This window comes from Streptomyces sp. NPDC099050 (assembly GCF_044759865.1).
Taxonomy (GTDB): domain Bacteria; phylum Actinomycetota; class Actinomycetes; order Streptomycetales; family Streptomycetaceae; genus Streptomyces.
The window spans coordinates 208,205-227,006 of the sequence record NZ_JBIWAE010000002.1 but is presented as its reverse complement, the minus strand read 5'-3'; the positions used below and the strand labels follow the sequence as shown (position 1 = coordinate 227,006).

Annotated in this window: 18 protein-coding genes; 4 read left to right on the top strand and 14 right to left on the bottom strand. The window is 71.4% G+C overall.

Annotated features, from left to right (window positions below):
• The first annotated feature begins 138 nt into the window (after positions 1–138).
• Positions 139–615 carry a bacterioferritin gene (gene bfr / locus ACIQV3_RS04025; protein WP_403709511.1) on the top strand — a complete coding sequence of 159 codons (477 nt, stop codon included), beginning with the start codon at positions 139–141 and terminating at the stop codon, positions 613–615.
• Between the two features lie 66 nt (positions 616–681).
• Here the strand turns inward: bfr and ACIQV3_RS04020 are convergent, their stop codons facing one another.
• Together ACIQV3_RS04020 and ACIQV3_RS04015 are read right to left on the bottom strand one after the other, a co-directional pair.
• Entirely contained in the window at positions 682–948 is a 267-nt protein-coding gene (locus ACIQV3_RS04020; protein WP_266877117.1) for a bacterioferritin-associated ferredoxin, read from the bottom strand.
• A gap of 164 nt (positions 949–1,112) precedes the next feature.
• Complete coding sequence (locus ACIQV3_RS04015) at positions 1,113–2,477, bottom strand: class II 3-deoxy-7-phosphoheptulonate synthase (protein ID WP_399383466.1); 1,365 nt, start codon at positions 2,475–2,477, stop codon at positions 1,113–1,115.
• A gap of 302 nt (positions 2,478–2,779) precedes the next feature.
• On the opposite strand from ACIQV3_RS04015, the gene ACIQV3_RS04010 reads away from it, so the two are divergent.
• Positions 2,780–4,696 carry an anthranilate synthase family protein gene (locus tag ACIQV3_RS04010; protein ID WP_403709508.1) on the top strand — a complete coding sequence of 639 codons (1,917 nt, stop codon included), beginning with the start codon at positions 2,780–2,782 and terminating at the stop codon, positions 4,694–4,696.
• A 202-nt stretch (positions 4,697–4,898) separates the two neighbouring features.
• On the opposite strand, the gene ACIQV3_RS04005 is transcribed toward ACIQV3_RS04010, so the two are convergent.
• The 6 genes from ACIQV3_RS04005 to ACIQV3_RS03980 all read right to left on the bottom strand — a co-directional run bounded on the left by ACIQV3_RS04005 (position 4,899) and on the right by ACIQV3_RS03980 (position 11,643).
• A complete protein-coding gene (locus tag ACIQV3_RS04005; RefSeq protein WP_403709506.1) occupies positions 4,899–5,897 on the bottom strand; it encodes a 2-hydroxyacid dehydrogenase in 999 nt (332 codons plus the stop codon).
• A gap of 138 nt (positions 5,898–6,035) precedes the next feature.
• Positions 6,036–7,064, bottom strand: coding sequence for a 6-phosphofructokinase (locus ACIQV3_RS04000; RefSeq protein ID WP_403709504.1), 1,029 nt, complete (start codon positions 7,062–7,064; stop codon positions 6,036–6,038).
• Positions 7,065–7,171: 107 nt separating this feature from the next.
• Positions 7,172–8,584: an RNA-guided endonuclease IscB gene (gene iscB, locus ACIQV3_RS03995; protein ID WP_403709502.1), complete on the bottom strand. Its 1,413-nt coding sequence runs from the start codon at positions 8,582–8,584 to the stop codon at positions 7,172–7,174.
• Positions 8,585–8,963: 379 nt separating this feature from the next.
• Positions 8,964–9,608, bottom strand: a complete 645-nt coding sequence (locus ACIQV3_RS03990) for a response regulator transcription factor (protein WP_266881716.1) — start codon at positions 9,606–9,608, stop codon at positions 8,964–8,966.
• Positions 9,609–9,667: 59 nt separating this feature from the next.
• Positions 9,668–10,876: a MacS family sensor histidine kinase gene (gene macS, locus ACIQV3_RS03985; RefSeq protein WP_403709500.1), complete on the bottom strand. Its 1,209-nt coding sequence runs from the start codon at positions 10,874–10,876 to the stop codon at positions 9,668–9,670.
• A gap of 38 nt (positions 10,877–10,914) precedes the next feature.
• Positions 10,915–11,643, bottom strand: coding sequence for a lysophospholipid acyltransferase family protein (locus ACIQV3_RS03980; RefSeq protein ID WP_403710136.1), 729 nt, complete (start codon positions 11,641–11,643; stop codon positions 10,915–10,917).
• 163 nt (positions 11,644–11,806) lie between these two features.
• Between ACIQV3_RS03980 and ACIQV3_RS03975 the strand changes: the two genes are divergently transcribed.
• Both ACIQV3_RS03975 and ACIQV3_RS03970 read left to right on the top strand, forming a co-directional pair.
• Positions 11,807–12,586, top strand: coding sequence for an alpha/beta hydrolase (locus ACIQV3_RS03975; protein ID WP_403709498.1), 780 nt, complete (start codon positions 11,807–11,809; stop codon positions 12,584–12,586).
• Complete coding sequence (locus ACIQV3_RS03970; RefSeq protein WP_403709496.1) at positions 12,579–13,169, top strand: hypothetical protein; 591 nt, start codon at positions 12,579–12,581, stop codon at positions 13,167–13,169. The genes ACIQV3_RS03975 and ACIQV3_RS03970 overlap by 8 nt, the downstream gene beginning before the upstream one ends.
• An 84-nt stretch (positions 13,170–13,253) precedes the next feature.
• On the opposite strand, the gene ACIQV3_RS03965 is transcribed toward ACIQV3_RS03970, so the two are convergent.
• The 6 genes from ACIQV3_RS03965 to ACIQV3_RS03940 all read right to left on the bottom strand — a co-directional run bounded on the left by ACIQV3_RS03965 (position 13,254) and on the right by ACIQV3_RS03940 (position 18,794).
• Entirely contained in the window at positions 13,254–14,009 is a 756-nt protein-coding gene (locus ACIQV3_RS03965; RefSeq protein ID WP_403709494.1) for an endonuclease/exonuclease/phosphatase family protein, read from the bottom strand.
• Positions 14,010–14,094: 85 nt separating this feature from the next.
• Positions 14,095–15,036: an ROK family glucokinase gene (locus ACIQV3_RS03960; RefSeq protein WP_383957068.1), complete on the bottom strand. Its 942-nt coding sequence runs from the start codon at positions 15,034–15,036 to the stop codon at positions 14,095–14,097.
• A 61-nt stretch (positions 15,037–15,097) separates the two neighbouring features.
• Positions 15,098–15,619 (bottom strand): DUF5304 domain-containing protein, encoded by a 522-nt coding sequence (locus tag ACIQV3_RS03955; RefSeq protein ID WP_403709491.1) that lies wholly within the window; start codon positions 15,617–15,619, stop codon positions 15,098–15,100.
• Between the two features lie 114 nt (positions 15,620–15,733).
• Entirely contained in the window at positions 15,734–16,882 is a 1,149-nt protein-coding gene (locus ACIQV3_RS03950; RefSeq protein WP_403709489.1) for an ArsA family ATPase, read from the bottom strand.
• 593 nt (positions 16,883–17,475) lie between these two features.
• Entirely contained in the window at positions 17,476–17,928 is a 453-nt protein-coding gene (locus ACIQV3_RS03945) for an SRPBCC family protein (RefSeq protein ID WP_403709487.1), read from the bottom strand.
• An 83-nt stretch (positions 17,929–18,011) separates the two neighbouring features.
• A complete protein-coding gene (locus ACIQV3_RS03940) occupies positions 18,012–18,794 on the bottom strand; it encodes a metallophosphoesterase (RefSeq protein ID WP_403709485.1) in 783 nt (260 codons plus the stop codon).
• Positions 18,795–18,802 lie beyond the last annotated feature (8 nt).

Below are 18,802 nucleotides of genomic sequence, written 5' to 3'. Positions count from 1 at the left end.
GCTTCGCCCCGATTTCGGGCAAGTCACGGCAACTCCCACTAAGGAGGCACTTACTGGACGGCCTCCGGCGGCGGTGCAAGGATGCGCGCACCTGCCCCGTCACATTGCTGTGACATTGCTTTGGAAGGAGCCTCTGCGATGCAGGGCGACCCCGAGGTCCTTGAATTCCTCAACGAGCAGCTGACCGGCGAGCTCACGGCGATCAACCAGTACTGGCTCCACTACCGGATCCAGGACAACAAGGGTTGGACCAAGCTCGCCAAGTACACCCGCGAAGAGTCCATCGATGAGATGAAGCACGCGGACAAGATCACCGAGCGCATCCTGATGCTCGACGGTCTGCCGAACTACCAGCGTCTCTTCCACGTCCGCGTGGGCCAGACGCTGACCGAGATGTTCCAGGCCGACCGGCAGGTCGAGGTCGAGGCGATCGACCGCCTCAAGCGCGGTATCGAGGTCATGCGCGGCAAGGGTGACGTCACCTCGGCGCGGCTCTTCGAGGAGATCCTGGAGGACGAGGAGCACCACATCGACTACCTCGACACCCAGCTGGAGCTCATCGGGTCCATCGGCGAGGCGCTCTACATCGCGCAGCTCATCGAGCAGCCGAGCTAGTCCGTAACGAGCCGGTACGTACCGAGACGTACCGAGACGTACCGAGCCGGTCCGTACGGAGACGTCCTACGCGGCTTCGGCGAGCTCCGCGCCCGCGGGTACCAGCGGGTCCGCGGCGAGCACGGCGGCGGCGTCGCCCTTCTCCAGCAGCTCACGGCGCGGGCAGGCCCCGCGGCCGAGGAGACCCTGGATGGTCCGCACGCAGGAACCGCAGTCGGTGCCGGCCTTCGTGGCCGAGGCGATCTGGCGGGGGGTACAGGCCCCGGCAGCCGCGTGGTCCTTGACCTGCTTGTCGGTGATCCCGAAACAAGAGCAGACGTACACGCGGTTCACCTCCCTGACAGGAACGGTTCGGCCAGCCACCCCCTATTCGGTGAGGCTTACCTAACCCTACCCAAACTTAGGGTTCCCTAAAAGAGCCGGGAACGACGATGGGGCGCGGATCACATTCGATCCGCGCCCCACCGTCATGAGGTGTTCACACTGCGCCGCGGCGCCTACTGGTCGCGGTACATCTCCGCGACGAGGAACGCCAGGTCCAGGGACTGGCTGCGGTTGAGGCGCGGGTCGCAGGCCGTCTCGTAGCGCTGGTGCAGGTCGTCGACGAAGATCTCGTCGCCGCCGCCCACGCACTCGGTGACATCGTCACCGGTCAGCTCGACGTGGATGCCGCCCGGGTGGGTGCCGAGGCCCTTGTGGACCTCGAAGAAGCCCTTGACCTCGTCGAGCACGTCGTCGAAACGGCGCGTCTTGTGGCCGGAGGCCGCCTCGAAGGTGTTGCCGTGCATGGGGTCGGTGACCCAGGCGACGGTCGCACCGGAGGCGGTGACCTTCTCGACCAGCTCGGGGAGCTTGTCGCGGACCTTGTCGGCGCCCATGCGGACGACGAAGGTCAGCCGGCCCGGCTCGCGCTCGGGGTCGAGGCGGTCGATGTAGGTGAGCGCCTCGTCCACCGTGGTGGTGGGGCCGAGCTTGATGCCGATCGGGTTGGCGATCTGCGAGCAGAACTCGATGTGCGCGTGGTCGAGCTGGCGGGTGCGCTCACCGATCCAGACCATGTGGCCGGAGGTGTCGTACAGCCGGCCCGTGCGGGAGTCCGTACGGGTGAGGGCGCCCTCGTAGTCGAGGAGCAGCGCCTCGTGGGAGGCGTAGAACTCGACGGCCTTGAACTCCGCCGGGTCGGTGCCGCAGGCCTTCATGAAGTTCAGGGCGTTGTCGATCTCCCGCGCGAGCTGCTCGTAGCGCTGCCCGGACGGGGAGTTCTTCACGAAGTCCTGGTTCCAGGCGTGCACCTGGCGCAGGTCGGCGTAACCACCGGTGGTGAAGGCGCGCACCAGGTTCAGCGTGGAGGCCGACGCGTGGTACATGCGCTTGAGGCGCTCGGGGTCCGGGACGCGGGACTCCTCCGTGAAGGCGAAGCCGTTCACGGAGTCGCCGCGGTACGTCGGCAGGGTGATGCCGTCGCGGGTCTCGGTGTCCTTGGAGCGGGGCTTGGAGTACTGGCCCGCGATGCGGCCGACCTTGACGACCGGCACGGAGGCCGCGTACGTCAGGACCGCGCTCATCTGGAGCAGCGTCTTCAGCTTGGCGCGGATGTGGTCGGCGGAGACGGCATCGAAGGCCTCGGCGCAGTCGCCACCCTGCAGCAGGAACGCCTCGCCCTTGGCGACGGCTCCCAGGCGGGCGCGCAGCTGGTCGCATTCGCCCGCGAAAACGAGGGGGGGATACGACTCGAGGTCCGCGACGACAGCGCGCAGGGCCTCGGCATCGGGGTACGAAGGCTGCTGCGCCGCGGGAAGGTCTCGCCAGGTCGCCTTGGAGGCGGGGGCTTGGGTTTCAGCGTTCACGGTCACCCCACACACATTACGGCGTCACACCCCGCCTCCCGGTCGAGGACCACTACGTGAGACGGATGTCTCTCACTGTGTTACTCACCCGTTCACATCCCTTCGCCGGACCGGTGGGCTAGGGTCGGAGCATGTACGCGCACTCGAACCAGAACTGGTGGTGGCCCGCTCCCGGCGGCCCACTTCTCGCGCGTACCTGAAGACACGAGCGAAACGAAGGCCGCCCCGAGGGGCGGCCTTCCGCGTTCTGTGAGGCAACACAGTCGCTGGAAACCCGGGCCGTCCCACCCTCCGAAACCGGATAGGACGCCCACTCCATGCACGCGCACGCGAATCCGCACACGCACCCTCACCCGCTCCTCAGCCGCCTGCTCGACGACACCTGCCCGCCGTTCGCGCTGCTGCGCCGCCGCACGCCCGGCCGCGACCACGACACCGTCGAGCTGCTGATCGGCCCGGTCCACGAGGCCGAGCACCTGGCCGACCTGCCCGTCGGCGAGCGGCCCGCCCTGGCGCTCGTCCCCTTCCGCCAGATGCGGGAGCGCGGGTTCGACGTACGCGACGACGGCACGCCGCTGAGCGTGCTGGTCGCCGGGGAGACGTACGAGATCCCGCTCGCCGAGGCGCTGGCCGCGCTGCCGTCCCACGCCGTACGGGTGGACGACGGCGGCTTCGACGTCCCCGACGAGGAGTACGCGGACACCGTCCGGCGGGTCATCGAGGACGAGATCGGCCGGGGCGAGGGCGCGAACTTCGTCATCCGCCGCACCTACCGGGGCCGGATCGAGGGCTTCGGCCGCGCCGACGCCCTCGCGCTGTTCCGGCGGCTGCTGGAGGGCGAGCGGGGCGCGTACTGGACGTACGTGGTCCACACCGGGGACCGCACCCTGGTCGGGGCCAGCCCCGAGGTACACGTACGGATGACCGGCGGCACGGTCGTGATGAACCCGATCAGCGGTACGTACCGCCACCCGGCCGGGGGGCCGACGGCCGACTCCCTCCTCGCCTTCCTCGGGGACCGCAAGGAGACCGAGGAGCTGTCCATGGTGGTGGACGAGGAACTCAAGATGATGTGCACGGTCGGGGACATGGGCGGGGTGGTCGTCGGCCCCCGCCTCAAGGAGATGGCGCACCTCGCGCACACCGAGTACGAGCTGCGCGGCCGGTCCTCGCTGGACGTGCGCGAGGTGCTGAAGGAGACGATGTTCGCGGCGACGGTGACCGGATCGCCGGTGCAGAACGCCTGCCGGGTCATCGAGCGGTACGAGACCGGCGGCCGCGGCTACTACGCGGGCGCGCTGGCCCTGCTGGGCCTGGACGCCTCGGGGGCGCAGACCCTCGATTCCCCCATCCTCATCCGCACGGCGGACATCGCACCGGACGGCGCGCTGCGGGTGCCCGTCGGGGCCACCCTCGTACGGCACTCCGACCCGGCGGGCGAGGTGGCGGAGACGCACGCGAAGGCGGCCGGGGTGCTGGCGGCGCTGGGCGTGCGCCCGGCGGCGGCGCGGCCCTCCTTCTCCGGTCTCCGGCTGGCCGACGACCCCCGGGTCCAGGCGGCCCTGGCCGCGCGCCGCGAGTACCTGGCGCCGTTCTGGCTGCGGATGCAGGAGCGGCCGGCCGAGGTGACGGGCCACGCGCTGGTGGTGGACGGGGAGGACACCTTCACCTCGATGCTGGGCCACGTCCTGCGGGTGGCCGGGCTGGAGGTGACCGTACGCCGCTACGACGACCCGGGGCTGCGGGCGGCCGCCCTGGCCTGGGACGGGCCGATCGTGCTCGGCCCGGGCCCGGGCGACCCGGCGGACTTCGGCGACCCGAAGATCCGGATCATGCGCGAGCTGGCGGCGGAGCTCCTGGCCTCGCACCGGGGCGGGCTGCTCGGGGTCTGCCTCAGCCACCAGCTGCTCGCCGCCGAGCTGGGGCTCCCGCTGGTCCGCAAGGCGGAGCCGGCGCAGGGGGCGCAGACGCGGATCCCGCTGTTCGGGGCCGAGGAGGTCGTCGGCTTCTACAACACGTACGCGGCGCACTGCTCGGCGGAGCGGGAGCGGTCCCTGGCCCTGCGGGGCATCGAGGTGTCCCGTGATCCCGCGACGGGCGAGGTCCACGCCCTGCGCTCCGCCTCCGGCGGGTTCGCGGGGGTCCAGTTCCACCCGGAGTCGGTCCTGACCCTCCGGGGCGCCGAACTGGTCCGCGACCTGATCGCCGGAGTCCGGGCCGCCGCCCGGGCGTAGCCCACCCGGGGTGGGCAGGGGCGGCTGCGCGGGGCTGTCCCCTACCCGCCCTTCGCCCGTTCCCAGGGCTCCGCCCTGACCCGTCGGGCCCCGGGCTGCGCCCGGGGCCCTGGGGCTCCGCCGCGGACCGGGTCCGGGCAGCGCCCGCCGGACGGAGTCCGGCGCAGCGAGGCGAAGCCCGCGCAGCGGTGCGAGCCTCGCGTCAGGAAGGAGAAGGAACCAGGGTGTTCTCCGAGCGGCGGCCCGCCAGGTAGTCCGCGACGTTGGCGACGGTGGTGTCGATGATCTGGCCCACCGCGTCGTGGGTGTAGTACGCCTGGTGGGAGGTGACGACCACGTTCGGGAAGGTGATCAGCCGTGCCAGGGTGTCGTCCTCGACGACCACCAGGGACTTGTCCAGGAAGAAGAGCCCGGCCTCGGCCTCGTACACGTCGAGGCCCACTCCCGCGAAGCGGCCCGCCCGCAACTCCGTGACCAGCGCGTCCGTGTCGACCAGGCCGCCGCGGCTGGAGTTCACCAGGATGGCGTCGTCCTTCATCAGTTTCAGCGCCTCGGCGCCGATGATGTGGTGCGTGGAATCCAGCAGCGGAACGTGCAGGCTGATCAGGTCCGAGGAGGCGAACAGCGTTTCCTTGTCCACGTACTTCATGCCCAGCTCCACGCACGCCGGGTTCTGCGCCACGTCCCAGCCGAGCAGGTTCATCCCGAAGCCGTGGGCGATCCGGGTGAACGCCTCCCCGATCTTGCCGGTGCCGAGCACCCCCACCGTGCGGCCGCGCATGTCGCGGCCCATCAGGCCGTTCAGCCGGAAGTCGAAGTCCCGCGTGCGGTTCGAGGCCCGGACGATCCGCCGGTTCACGGCCATGGCCAGGGTCCAGGCGAACTCGGCCACCGAGTACGGGGAGTAGTACGACACCCGGCCGACCGTCAGGCCGAGCTGCAGGGCGACGTCCAGGTCGATGTTGTTGAAGCCGGTGGAGCGCTGGGCGATCATCTTGGTCCCGCCCGCCGCCAGGGTGCGCAGCACCCGGCCGTTCAGGTCCGCGTTGACGCTCGACGAGACGATCTCGTACCCGGCCGCGATGGGGGCGGTGTCCTCGCTGAGGAAGACGTCCAGGCAGCGCACCTCGTGCTGGCCCGCGAAGGCCTTCTCGATGAGCGGCTTCTCGTCCGCCGTCACCCCGAATGCCAGGATTTCCACGTTCGCTCCAGTACTGCGCAAAAGAATCGGACCATGGGTCGTTTGCCACCTTACGACCCATGACCCGCGCCCGCGCTGCGGCTCAGCGACTCAGCGGCTCAGCGGCTCAGCGGCTCAGCGGCTCAGCGGCTCAGCGGCTCAGCCGAAGAACACTCCGGCCTCCTCGTACAGAGCCGGGTCCACCGTCTTCAGCTTTGCCGTCGCCTCGGCGATCGGCACCCGTACGATGTCCGTCCCCTTCAGCGCGACCATCTTCCCGAAGTCCCCGTCGCGCACCGCGTCGATCGCGTGCAGCCCGAAGCGGGTGGCCAGCCACCGGTCGAACGCGCTCGGGGTGCCGCCCCGCTGGACGTGCCCGAGTACCGTCGTACGGGCCTCCTTGCCGGTCCGCGCCTCGATCTCCTTGGCCAGCCACTCGCCCACGCCGGACAGCCGCACGTGCCCGAAGGAGTCCTTGGTCGCGTCCTTCAGCACCATGTCACCGTCCTTGGGCATCGCGCCCTCGGCGACGCACACGATCGGCGCGTAGCTCGACTTGAACCGCGAGCTCACCCAGGCGCAGACCTGGTCCACGTCGAAGCGCTGCTCGGGGATGAGGATGACGTTGGCGCCGCCCGCGAGCCCCGAGTGCAGGGCGATCCAGCCGGCGTGCCGGCCCATCACCTCGACGACCAGCACCCGCATGTGCGACTCGGCGGTGGTGTGCAGCCGGTCGATGGCCTCGGTCGCGATCCCGACGGCGGTGTCGAAGCCGAAGGTGTAATCGGTGGCCGACAGGTCGTTGTCGATGGTCTTGGGGACCCCGACGCAGGGGATGCCGTACTCCTCGTAGAGCTTCGCGGCCACGCCGAGGGTGTCCTCGCCGCCGATCGCGACGAGGGCGTCGACCTCGTACTTGGCGAGGTTCTCCTTGATCCGGCGGACGCCGTCGTCCAACTTGAACGGGTTGGTGCGCGAGGAGCCGAGGATGGTTCCGCCGCGCGGCAGGATCCCGCGGACGGCGGGGATGTCGAGCGGAACGGTGCGGCCTTCGACCGCGCCGCGCCAGCCGTCCTTGAACCCGATGAACTCATAGGCGTACTCCTGGACGCCCTTGCGCACGACACTGCGGATCACCGCGTTGAGCCCGGGGCAGTCGCCGCCGCCCGTCAGCACTCCGACCTTCATCGCTTTTCTTCTTTCGTAGATACTCCCTGCTTCAGCTGGGAGAGGAAACGAATCCTTGAGTTGCAGGCACGAAGCGCCGGAGGTCTCTTCGCTGCCGCCGGTCACGGTCAGGCAAAGGTGACGGGTGCTTCGGGTCGGGCTGTGTAGCCATATCCGTCGGCTCGTTGGACGAGGCGGAGATGTTTGTGATGGATGCCTTGGATGAGGCCGTGTGCGGTTTTGATGTTGAAACTGCCGGTGGCACGGACGGCAATCCGTCCTATGTGAGTGCCGGCCTTCTTGCCGGTGGGGACGACGGCACGGGCGAGGTCTCCGGTCTGATAGCCGAAGAACGTTTTCTGCCTGGGCAGATGCAGGCGGGGGAAGCCGTACTTGTCGGTGCGGGTGCGGGTGTAGGTGCCGCGCCCGGTCGCGGCGACCGCGAGGACACGGACCGGCGTACGGGTGACGGTGACGAGTTCACCGACGCACAGGGCGTCGAGGGTGTGGGTCTTGGGGGTGCCGGTCCGCTGCCGGTTCCACTTCGTGCGGCCACCCGATGCGACGCGCACCGTGGGAAAGGCGTCGTCGAGAGCGCGCCACAGGGCCCAGCGGGTGGCGTTTACGGCCGCCGCGTCGCGGAGCGGGGCTTTGGCCTGTACGAGGATGCGCGCCAACTGGCGTGGCGATCGTCTGAGGAAGTCTTCGACCGACTGGTTGGATTTCTTCTCGTTGCAGGGAACGCAGGCAGTGCACAGGTTGGAGATGCGGTCGCTGCCCCCGCGTGAGCGGGGCTGGATGTGGTCGATGTTGAGCGGGACTCCGGTGGCGCCGCAGTAAGCGCAAGCCCTCCCCCACTTGGCCAACAGGTATTCGCGGACCTCTGTGCCGTGCAAGGTGCCGTGCTGGTATTCGGCCCCCTCCAGGGGTCCGCCGTGGGACATGGTGTGGGTGTCGAACGCGACCCGTTCCACATGCACCGCACGAATGGGTGCCCAGCGTGCGAGCCGGGTGGTCCACGACATGGTGGTGTCCACGCGGTGACGCAGCGACGGGGCGAGCCAGCCCCTGGGACGGGCGCGGTTGGAGAAGCGGGGTGCACGGTAGCGCAGGTTGCGCGATCGCCTGCCACGCCGGTAGGCGGCACGAGCGGTCAGCTTGTCCCGTATCCGGCCGCCTCGGTGGGCGAGTTCGACCGCGTACAGGCCGCGGCGCTCACCGTCCTTCGCGGTGAACACTGAGACGCCGGTGTGCTTCGAGCCGGGGTCGATTCCGAGTTCAACACCGTCCACCTGGGACTCGGCGACCGTGCGGTCTTTGAGTCGGATGACGAACGGGGTGTGCCGGGCAACGACGGCCCGGCCCTGATGGAGGAGCTTGCGGGCCCTTGCGGGGCTGGTCGGTTGCAGCGGATGGCCGTGCTTGTCCAGGACGAATGCGACAGGGTGGCCCTCACGGGCCCTCTCCCCAACCTCACGGTTGGGGGTGACGCCGTCGATGCCAGGTGAAGCATCGGCGGTCTCCCCTCGCACATGTTCCACGCCGGGTACCGCACGAGTGCGGCGTTCGAGTCCCGTTTCGTCCCCGATCCGGGGGGTGTCTGCTGACTCGAATTCCAGAGCAGCCCGCTGAGGAAGCACGGACTGGTGGGTCTTCTCGCCTACGTGGAACGTAGCCAACCTCGTTCACCTCCACATACGTGTTGGCTCGTGCTGGTAACGGCGGCCCTCAACCACAGGGAGAAAGCCTCCTCCTCAAGGAGGGGGATCCCGTTACGGAATTTCCCTTCGCCATCACGGCCACACTAGTGGTGGCCTAGGTCACGACAAGGGCCGGGAGGGGGCAATTCCGGTGGAATTAAGGCGCATTGTGTACGCCAGTTCACTCGTACGAGGGCGTAAGTACGACCGATTCCACCACCTACTCGTCGTCGAGGCCCCGCTCTATCGCGTACCGGACGAGTTCCACCCGGTTGTGCAACTGGAGCTTGCCCAGGGTGTTCTGCACGTGGTTCTGCACCGTGCGGTGGGAGATCACGAGCCGTTCCGCGATCTGCTTGTACGAGAGCCCCTTGGCCACCAGCCGCAGCACCTCGGTCTCCCGGTCGGTGAGCTGCGGGGCCTTCGGCTCGTCGGAGGCGGCGGGCGCCGGATCGGTGGCGAGGCGGCGGTACTCGCCGAGGACCAGGCCCGCCAGGCCCGGGGTGAAGACGGGGTCGCCCGCCGCCGTGCGGCGCACGGCGTCGATGAGTTCCTGGGCGCCCGCGGACTTCAGCAGGTAGCCGGTCGCACCGGACTTCACGGCTTCCAGGACGTCGGCGTGCTCGCCGCTCGCGGAGAGCACGAGGACCCGCAGCGCCGGGTTGGCGCCGACCAGTTCCTTGCAGACCTGCACGCCGGGCATGCCGGGGAGGTTGAGGTCGAGGACCAGGACGTGCGGGGCCGCGGCGCGGGCCCTGCGTACGGCCTCGGGCCCGTCGCCCGCGGTGGCCACCAGGTCGAAGCCGGCGGCGGCCAGGTCGCGGGCGACCGCGTCCCGCCACATCGGATGGTCGTCCACGACCATGACCTTGATGCCGCCGAGGCCGCTCTGCTCGCCCTGGCCGTTCTGCCCGCTCGACTCGTTCACTGGGTGCTCCCCCTCGGTACTTTCAGTTCCACTTCGGTGCCCTGCCCCGGGACGGACACCAGCTCGGCGCTGCCGCCGAGGTCGCGCAGGCGGCCCCGGATGGACAGGGCCACTCCCATCCGGCCCTCGCCCTCGGCCTGGTCGAGCCGGCCGGCCGGGATGCCCGGACCATCGTCCCGGACGGTCACGATCACCTCGTCGCCCCAGTCCTCGACCAGGATCCAGGCGCTGGCCCCCTCACCCGCGTGCTTGCGCACGTTGTCGAGGGCGGCGCCGACCGCCGCCGCCAGCTCCCTCGCGGCGGGCACGGGCAACGGCACCGGGGTGCCCGGTTCGGCGAAGCTCACCCGCGAGCCGGCGTGCGGGGCCAGGAGGGCCCGCAGATCGAGCTCGCCCTCATCCTCGCCGGGTTCCTCCACCTCGAAGGCGGCCACGATCGCGCCGAGCGCCTCGTCACGGGAGATCCGGGAGGGGCGCGCCAGCCCGCTGGAGACCAGGGTGCGCAGCGCGACCTCCTGTTCCCCGGCCATCCGGCCCAGCTCGGCGGCCTCCCCGCCCAGTTCGGTGCCGCGCCGCTGGACCATGGCGAGGACCTGGAGGACCCCGTCGTGGATGTCGCGGGCGAGGCGTTCGCGCTCGCGGGTGGCGGCCTCGATCTCCAGGGCGCGGGCGAGGGTGGCCTCACTGGCCCGGGCGACCTCGACGACGTAGCCGATGGCGATGGAGGCCACCCAGACCAGGAGCACGTTGTGCAGGGTGTCCCGGGTGGGCTCGCCGCGCTGCGCGAGGTTGGCGGCGGCGACGAAGGTGGAGGCGAAGCAGGCCCAGCGCCAGCCGCCCTTGATGGCGAAGGCGAGGACGGAGCCCGCGGTCCATATCGAGGGGAGGGTGGGGCCGCCGTCCACGATCCGCGCGTGGGTGTCCGCGAGGGGGGTGAGCAGGATCCCGACGCAGGCGACGGTGAGGTCGGCGCACAGGAACCGCTTGGTGCAGCTGGCGGCGTTGGCCACCTTGGGGAGGGTGACCAGGGTCCAGCCGGCCAGGAAGGCGAGGTAGGCGGCCGCGATCCAGGGGCGGTCGAACTGCTTGTAGGCGGAGGCGAACAGCAGGGCCGCGTACACCGTGGTGAGCAGCCGGTAGGCCGTCAGGGCACGCCACAGCGGCTGCTCGACCGACATGCGTACGACGCGCTCGCGCTTCGCCATCTCCCCCACCCCGTACGGGCGGTCCCGCCCGTGTGCTGCTACTTGTCGGTGTCCGAGACGGCCGGTTGGGCCTTCTCGCTCCTCGCGGCGGCCTTCTCCGCGTCGGCGATCTGGCGCTTGGCGGCCGTCGCGTAGATGTCGACGTACTCCTGGCCGGAGAGCTTCATGATCTCGTACATGACCTCGTCGGTCACCGAGCGGAGGATGAAGCGGTCCCCGTCCATGCCGTGGTAGCGGCTGAAGTCCAGCGGCTTGCCGATCCGGATGCCCGGGCGCATCAGCTTGGGCACCACCTTGCCGGGCGGCTGGATCTTCTCCGTGTCGATCATCGCGACGGGGATCACGGGCGCTCCGGTGGCCAGTGCCACCCGGGCCAGACCGCCGGGCTTCCCACGGTAGAGCCGGCCGTCGGGTGAACGCGTCCCTTCGGGGTAAATACCGAACAGCTCTCCGCGTTCGATGACGTCGATGCCGCTCTTGATGGCGGCCTCGCCGGCCCCGCGCGCGCCCGAACGGTCCACCGGGAGCTGGCCGACGCCCTTGAAGAAGGCGGCCGTCAGCTTGCCCTTGACGCCCGGGGAGGTGAAGTACTCCGCCTTCGCGATGAAGGTCACCTTGCGGTCCAGTACGGCCGGGAGGAAGAAGGAGTCGGAGAAGGACAGGTGGTTGCTCGCGAGGATCGCCGGCCCCTCTGCGGGAATGTTCTCGAGGCCCTCCACCCACGGCCTGAAGGCGAGCTTCAGGGAACCGCCGATCGAGAACTTCATTGCGCCGTAGATCAACTCGAAAGCCTTCCTGTGTCTGTCGAACAGACCTTATCCCCTGGTCGTACCTGGAGCCGTCCGACGACCCTGGTCGGTGTCACCCCCGTCGCGTACGGTGAAGTCACACAGCGCTACGCACCCCCCGCCCCCCTCGAAGGAGACCCTGGTGCCCGTCCTCCCTGGAGCCGAGCCGTTCCGCCACGAGGGCGGAAAGGTCGGCGTCCTCCTCTGCCACGGCTTCACCGGTTCCCCCCAGTCGATGCGGCCCTGGGCCGAGCATCTGGCCGCGCAGGGACTGACGGTGTCGCTGCCCCTGCTCCCCGGGCACGGGACGCGCTGGCAGGACATGCAGCTCACCGGCTGGCAGGACTGGTACGCCGAGGTCGACCGCGCGCTGCGGGAGCTGCAGGGCAGCTGCGAGCAGGTGTTCGTCTTCGGGCTGTCGATGGGCGCCGCGCTGACCCTGCGCCTGGCGGCGAAGCACGGGGACAGCATCAGCGGCATCGTCCTCGTCAACCCGGTCAACAAGATCCACGACCCGCTGGCCGCGGCCCTGCCGGTGGTCAAGCACTTCATCCGGTCGACGCCGGGCATCGCGAGCGACATCGCCAAGCCGGGCTCGGAGGAGATCGGCTACGACCGGGTCTCGACCCGGGCCGCGCACTCGCTGCGCAAGTTCCTGCAGATGCTGGACACCGAACTGCCGCAGGTGACGCAGCCGCTGCTGCTGCTGCACAGCCCGCAGGACCACGTGGTGCGGCCGACGGACTCGACGCGGATCCTGGCGCGGGTGTCCTCCACGGACGTCACCGAGACGCTGCTGGAACAGAGTTACCACGTCGCGACGTTGGACCATGACGCGGAGCGGATCTTCGCGGACAGCTACGCGTTCGTCGGGCGGCTGTCGGAGAGCTTGGGCAGGGAGGGGGCGGCCAGCGGTGGCTGAGCACGAGGAGTCTTCGGGGGGTGTCCCCCCACTGGACGAGGAAGCGGCGTGGGCGGCGATCGTGGCCGGCTACGGGCAGGAGCCCGCGGATCCGCCGGGCGCGAGACCGTTCCGGCCGATCGAGAACCTCCTCCTTCCGGAGGAGGACGTGAAACCGGCCGGCCCCGCGCCGGCGGCGGACCCGGCGGGCCCGGCCGGCCCGGCGTCCCCGGAGCCGCCGTCGGCGGCCCTGGGCAGCTCGGTGGTGTTCGCCCCCGGCGTGGGCGGCGCGATCGGGCCGGGTCCGCGGGACCACTCCCTGGCCGAGCCCGACGACTCCCCCGGAGCCGCGAAGGAAGAGGGTCACTTCGTACCCCCGGAGCCGGAGCTGCCGGAGGCGGACACGACCTCGAAGTTCGCCTGGCTGGCGGTGGTGGGCGGACCGGTCCTGCTGCTCCTGGCGGTGCTGCTGCAGTGGGAGATGACCTGGTGGCTGACGACGCTGGGCGTCGGCGGCTTCCTGGGCGGCTTCGCGACGCTGGTCGCGCGGATGTCCACGGACGAGGACGATGACGACGACCCCGGTCGGGGCGCGGTGGTGTGATTTTTTGACGCGGGCTTCGGGCTGCTGCGCCGGACGGATTCCGGCGCAGCGGCCCGAAGCCCGCGCAGCGGTGCGAGGGGTGCGTCAAGGAGCTGCGGGCAGCCGGAGGGCGGCCAGGACCGGGAGGTGGTCCGTGGCGCGGGTCAGGTCCGCGGGGGTGACTCCCGGCAGGCCCGTCGGGACGCCGCAGGCCAGGACCTCCACCCCGGCGCCGGCGAAGACCGCGTCGATCCGCCGCGGCGGCGACGACCGCACCCACGTGTGTTCCCCACCCCACGGCGCCACGACCCGGCAGTCCTGGAGGGCCCCCGCCAGCCGGCGGAAGGCCGGCCCCGACGGGCCCTCGTTGATGTCCCCCGCGGCGATCACGTACGGCACGTCCATCCCGGCGAGCCGGTCCAGAAGCAGTTCCGCCTGGGCCAGCCGTTCCGGCCCGTCCAGCGACAGGTGCGCGCTCAGGACCCCGACCCGGACCCCGCCCACCCGTACGACCGCCGTGGCGAAGCCCCGCCGGTGGCGGCCCGGGGTCAGCGGCAGCAGGACGTCCTCGGTCCGCTCCACGAAGGCCCGTAGGGAACACAGGAGCAGCGGGCCCGCCGCCGTCGCACCGCCCGACAGGACCACCAGGTCGCACTTCGCGGCCAGCCGCGCCGCGTGCTTGCGCCACCGGAAGAACCGCGGCGCCTCCTGGACGCACACCAGGTCCGGTGCGCACGCGCGGATGACCCGCGCCAGCGCGTCCTCGTCGTCGCGCAGCGAGCGGACGTTGTAGGAGAGCACCCGGATCACGGCGGAACCATCGGCTTCGGTACGGGAGTTCGGCAGCTCGGTGAGGTCCATACACGGCAACATAACGAGACTGCCCGCCGCACCCCAGGGGGCGCGGCGGGCAGTTCCGCCGATACGGGTTGCCGCGGGGCGGGCTTCAGCCCTGGCGGGCCAGGTCCGCCGCGCCGACCAGACCGGCCTTGCCGCCGAGCTGCGCCGCGAGCACCTGCGCGTGCGGACGCCACGCGCCGCCGATCAGCCAGCGCTTGAAGGACTTGCGGATCGGGTCGAGGACCAGGTCGCCCTCGTCCGAGACGCCGCCGCCGACGATGAACGCCGACGGGTCGAAGAGCGAGGCCAGGTCCGCGAGGCCGGCGCCCGCCCAACGGGCCAGCTCGCGGAAGGAGTCGATGGCCACCAGGTCGCCGGCGCGGGCCGCCTCGCTGATGTGCTTGCCCTCGATGCCCTCGGGAGTGCCGTCGCCGAGCGCGAGGAGTGCCTTCGCGTTCTCGGGGGTGGCGTTGGCGCGCTGCTTGGCGTACCGGACGAGCGCGCGCCCGGAGGCGTACTGCTCCCAGCAGCCCTGGCTGCCACAGCCGCACAGCAGGCCGTCCGGGACCACCCGGATGTGGCCGAACTCGGCGGCCACGCCGAAGCGTCCGCGCCGGAGCTTGTTGCCGATGATGATGCCGCCGCCCAGGCCCGTGCCGAGGGTGATGCAGATGACGTCCTCGTGGCCCTGGCCGGCGCCGAAGCGGTACTCGCCCCAGGCGGCACAGTTGGCGTCGTTCTCGACGACCACGGGCAGGCCGATGCGCTGCTCGACCTTGTCCTTGAGCGGCTCGTGCCGCCAGTTGATGTTCGGCGCGAAGAGCACGGTCGCGCGCTTGTCGTCGACGTATCCGGCGGCGCCGATGCCGACCGCGTCGATGGTGTGGCTGGCGCTGACCTCGGAGACGGCGGCGCAGATCGCGTCCGTGACTCCGTCCGGGGTCGGCGGCGTGGGCACCTTGTACGTCTCAAGGATGGTGCCGTCTTCGTCGACCACGCCGGCCGCGATCTTCGTGCCGCCGATGTCGACGCCGATGGTGAGTCCCATTAGTCCCTCGGTTTCCGGTCAAACCCCGCCGCTGTCAACCGTACCCGAGGGAGGGCGGGGTTCAGTCGAGATCGATACGCTCGGTCGGGCCGTCGTCACCCTCGTCACGCGGGTCCTTCGCGTTTCCGGCGGCGTTGCCGGTGGCGTTGGCGCCGGTCCCGCTCCCCCGGCCGGGGGCCGGCTCGTCGCGCGTCCAGCGGCGCTCGTGGCCCTCGACCGCGGAACGGTAGGCGGCGAGCAGCTCCGAGCCGGCCGCCGCGAGGTGGTCGAAAACCTCGGGGTTGCGCTCGACGACGGGTTTGGCGGCGGTCTTCGCCTGGTTGACGAACTGCCGTACGGCGCCCTGCGCGGCCACGCCGAACAGCGGGTTGTTCAGCGCGGAGACCTTGTCGGTCACCTTGTCCGCGACGGCCTCGAAGAGCTTGAACAGCTCCTCGGCGGCGGTCCCGGTGCCCGCGCTCCCGGAGGCGCCCTGCTCGGACCTGCGGCGCTCCCGCTCGGCGGCGAGGTCCTCGGCGCAGGCCTCGGCCCAGGCGTCGTCCCCGGATGAGGGATCGGTGGGGCGGTCGGTGGCCTCGCTCATGGCGGACTCTCCTGCGGCGGCGGGCGGGTGGTACGGATTCCTGCTCCTGCTACCTCCGACGTTACCCGAACGGCGGTACGCCCCCCAGGCCGCCGGGGCCGCCGGGTCCGCCCGCTACGCCTTTTCCCCGCCCCGGGGCCACAGCTCCGGGTCCGGGGTGAAGCGGATGCGCAGCTCGTCGTCCGCGAGGGCGGCGCCGGAGACGGTGCAGCGGCGCAGCACGGCGGGCAGCGGAACGATCCTGCGGTACGGGCCCACCGTGAGCAGCAGCTCGTCACCGCGCCGGACCAGGCCGAGCTCGCGCTTCTCCGCGCGGGGCAGCGGGACCCGCCAGAGCAGCACCCCGTCCTCGGCGATCCGGTCCTCGACGGTCCAGGCCGGGCGGGGCGCGATCGCGGGGGCGGGTGCCGGGGCCAGCTCCGCGAGATCCTCGGGACCGTGCGGGTCCCGGCCCAGGTGGGGGACGGGGAGCACCGGGAGGCTCCCGTCGCCGGCCCACTGGGCGGCGTACTTCTCCTGCTGGGCGGCGAGTCCCGCCAGCCAGGGGTCGGTGGATCCGGCGGGCAGCATCCGGTTGGCCACGAGCGCCGAGACGGGCAGCCGGTACAGGGCGAGCCCGAGCACGCCCAGGCGCAGCGCGGCGTCGGCGGCGGGTCCCGGCTCCGCGACGAGCCGTACGGAGGTGGTGGGGGCCTCCAGGACGTCCTGGACGGCCGCCAGGTCCTCGTCCCAGCGGGCGGCGGCCTCGTAGAGCCACTGCGCGGGCATGGGGACGCCGGCCAGCTGGGCCAGTACGGGGCGCAGGGCGCGGGCCGCCTGGCGCTCCGCGGGGAGCAGCCGGGCGAGGTAGCGGCGGAGCTGGGCGGGGAGCGCGAGGGTGGTGATCGCCTGGTGCAGCGGGGGCAGGTCCACCACCACGAGGTCGGTGCCGGGCTCGTCCGCGGCCCGCCGCAGGGCGCGGAGCAGGGCGAACTGCTCGGCGCCGGGCAGTTCGGTGATCTCGTCGGTGTGCAGCGGGCGGGCGCCGAGCATTCCGAGGACCGCGGAGCCGCGCTCCTGGAGCTCGACCAGCTCGCGCCGGAACTCCTCGCCGGAGTCGACGCGGGCCACGCGGAGGTCGCCCTGCGCGGTGATGGGCGGGTCGCCCGGGTCCGCGGAGAGCAGGAGCACGCGGTGCCCCTGCCGTGCGGCGGCCAGCGCGGTCGCCGCCGCGACGGTGCTCCGCCCGGCGCCGCCGGGGCCGGTGACGAGAAGGGTGTGCATGCTGCTCCTAGCTCCGCGGGTGCCTGCCCCGCGTCCCCGGCGGGGCCGGCGGGTGGCCGCTGCCAGCCTCGCACGCCCCGGGGCCCACCCGGGGCCCCGGTCCCCAGGGCCACCACCCTGGCCCGGCCACGGGATGCCGTTGTGCGGGGCGAGTTCCCCGCTGCGACCGCTGCCGCTGCGCGGGGCGAGTTCCCCGCTGCGACCGTTACCGCTGCGCGGGGCGAGTTCCCCGCTGCGACCGTTACCGCTGCGCGGGGCGAGTTCCCCTACCCGCCCTTCCGCCGTTCCCCGGGCTCTGCCCGGACCCCGAAGACCCTGGGGCTCCGCCCCAGACCCCGCGCCTCAAACGCCGGCGAGGTTTGATCCATCCAGCCCCTCCGGCGTTTGAGGAGGCCGCACATGGCAAGGGTCCGGGCGCAGCCCGGGGAACGGGCGAACCGGGGGTCCCCCCGGACGGAGTCTGGGGGAGGGTAGGGGACCCGCCCCGCAGGGCCAACCCACCCGCACCCCCGCCCAGCCCCCGCCGGACGGAGTCCGGCACAGCGACGCGAAGCCCAGGAGGCCCGCCAGGGCCGAGTGGTGCGAGCGGCGCATCAAGAAGGCGTGGGCCGGCTTTCCACGCGCTTCTTCAGGCCCGCCAGCGCCCGGTCGATGATGACCTTCTCCGCCTTGCGCTTGATCATCCCGAGCATCGGGATCTTGACGTCCACCGTCAGCGAGTACGTCACCTCGGTGCGCGCACCGCCCGCGACCGGCGCCAGCTGGTAGGACCCGTCGAGCTGCCGCAGCATCTGGGACTTGTCCAGCGTCCAGCTGACCGTGTTCTCCGCCGGCCAGGTGTAGGCCAGCGTGTGGTCGTCCTTGATCGCGCCCGCGTCCAGCAGCAGCCGGACGAGCGAGGCCCGGCCGGCGTCGTCCTTCGCCAGGATCTCGGCCTCCTTCACCTCGCCGGTCCACTCCGGGTAGCGGGCGAAGTCGGCGATCACGGCCATGACGTCGGCCGGGGACGCCTCGATCATGATGCTCGAGCTGGTGTGTTCCGCCATCGCGGTCGCTCCTCCGGGGGGAGTTCGAGGAAGTGTGCGGACGGCCCTGGGCCGCCGCGTGAAGGCTATCGCGCGTCGAGAGCTCACCACTCCAGGGCCCACGGCCTTCCGGTGGCGGCGAAGTGCCCGACGTTCACGCACTCGGTGGCGCCGATCCGCATCCGCCGGGCGAGCGGCTGGTGGACGTGGCCGAAGAGCGCGTACCGGGGCCGTACCCGGCGGATCGCGGCGAGCAGTGCCCCGCTCCCCCGCTCGAAGCGCCGCGCCACCGTGTCGTAGCAGAGCTCCGGCACCTCCGGCGGGATGTGCGAGCAGAGGACGTCGACCTCGCCCAGCGCCTCCACCTTGGCCGCGTACTCCTCCTCGGGCACCTCGTAGGGCGTGCGCATCGGCGAGGGGAGTCCGCCGCCGACGAAGCCGAAGACCCGGCCGCCGATCTCGGCGCGCTGCCCGTCGAGCACGGTGAGGCCGGGGCCGGCGTACTCGGGCCAGAGCCCGGGGATGTCCACGTTGCCGTACGTGGCGTAGGTGGGCCGGGGGAAGGCGGCGAACATCTCGGCGTACTGGCGCCGGACCGCGCCCTCGAGGAGCCGTTCCCGGTCCCGCCCGGCCCACAGCCCGCGGGCGAACTCCCGGGCCTCCTCGAAACGGCGGGCGGTGCGCAGTTCCACGATGTGATCGGCGTTATCGACGCCGAAGAGGTCGGGGAAGATGCCGCGCGAGTGGTCGGCGTAGTCGAGGAAGAGGACGAGGTCGCCGAGGCAGATCAGCGCGTCGGCGCCCTCCCCGGCCCGTGCCAGGGCCTCGGTGTTGCCGTGGACGTCGCTGACGACGTGGACCCGTGTCCGGTTTTTCGTGCCACCCATAGAGCCAC

Excerpts from the sequence above, each read along its gene's own strand:
- ACIQV3_RS03950 (WP_403709489.1), bottom strand. The coding sequence starts at position 16,882 with ATGCACACCCTTCTCGTCACCGGCCCCGGCGGCGCCGGGCGGAGCACC.
- bfr (WP_403709511.1), top strand. The coding sequence starts at position 139 with ATGCAGGGCGACCCCGAGGTCCTTGAATTCCTCAACGAGCAGCTGACC.
- ACIQV3_RS04010 (WP_403709508.1), top strand. The coding sequence starts at position 2,780 with ATGCACGCGCACGCGAATCCGCACACGCACCCTCACCCGCTCCTCAGC.
- ACIQV3_RS03965 (WP_403709494.1), bottom strand. The coding sequence starts at position 14,009 with ATGGACCTCACCGAGCTGCCGAACTCCCGTACCGAAGCCGATGGTTCC.
- ACIQV3_RS03955 (WP_403709491.1), bottom strand. The coding sequence starts at position 15,619 with ATGAGCGAGGCCACCGACCGCCCCACCGATCCCTCATCCGGGGACGAC.
- ACIQV3_RS03960 (WP_383957068.1), bottom strand. The coding sequence starts at position 15,036 with ATGGGACTCACCATCGGCGTCGACATCGGCGGCACGAAGATCGCGGCC.
- ACIQV3_RS04000 (WP_403709504.1), bottom strand. The coding sequence starts at position 7,064 with ATGAAGGTCGGAGTGCTGACGGGCGGCGGCGACTGCCCCGGGCTCAAC.
- macS (WP_403709500.1), bottom strand. The coding sequence starts at position 10,876 with ATGGCGAAGCGCGAGCGCGTCGTACGCATGTCGGTCGAGCAGCCGCTG.
- ACIQV3_RS03945 (WP_403709487.1), bottom strand. The coding sequence starts at position 17,928 with ATGGCGGAACACACCAGCTCGAGCATCATGATCGAGGCGTCCCCGGCC.
- ACIQV3_RS03980 (WP_403710136.1), bottom strand. The coding sequence starts at position 11,643 with ATGAAGTTCTCGATCGGCGGTTCCCTGAAGCTCGCCTTCAGGCCGTGG.
- ACIQV3_RS03990 (WP_266881716.1), bottom strand. The coding sequence starts at position 9,608 with ATGGTCGTGGACGACCATCCGATGTGGCGGGACGCGGTCGCCCGCGAC.
- ACIQV3_RS03940 (WP_403709485.1), bottom strand. The coding sequence starts at position 18,794 with ATGGGTGGCACGAAAAACCGGACACGGGTCCACGTCGTCAGCGACGTC.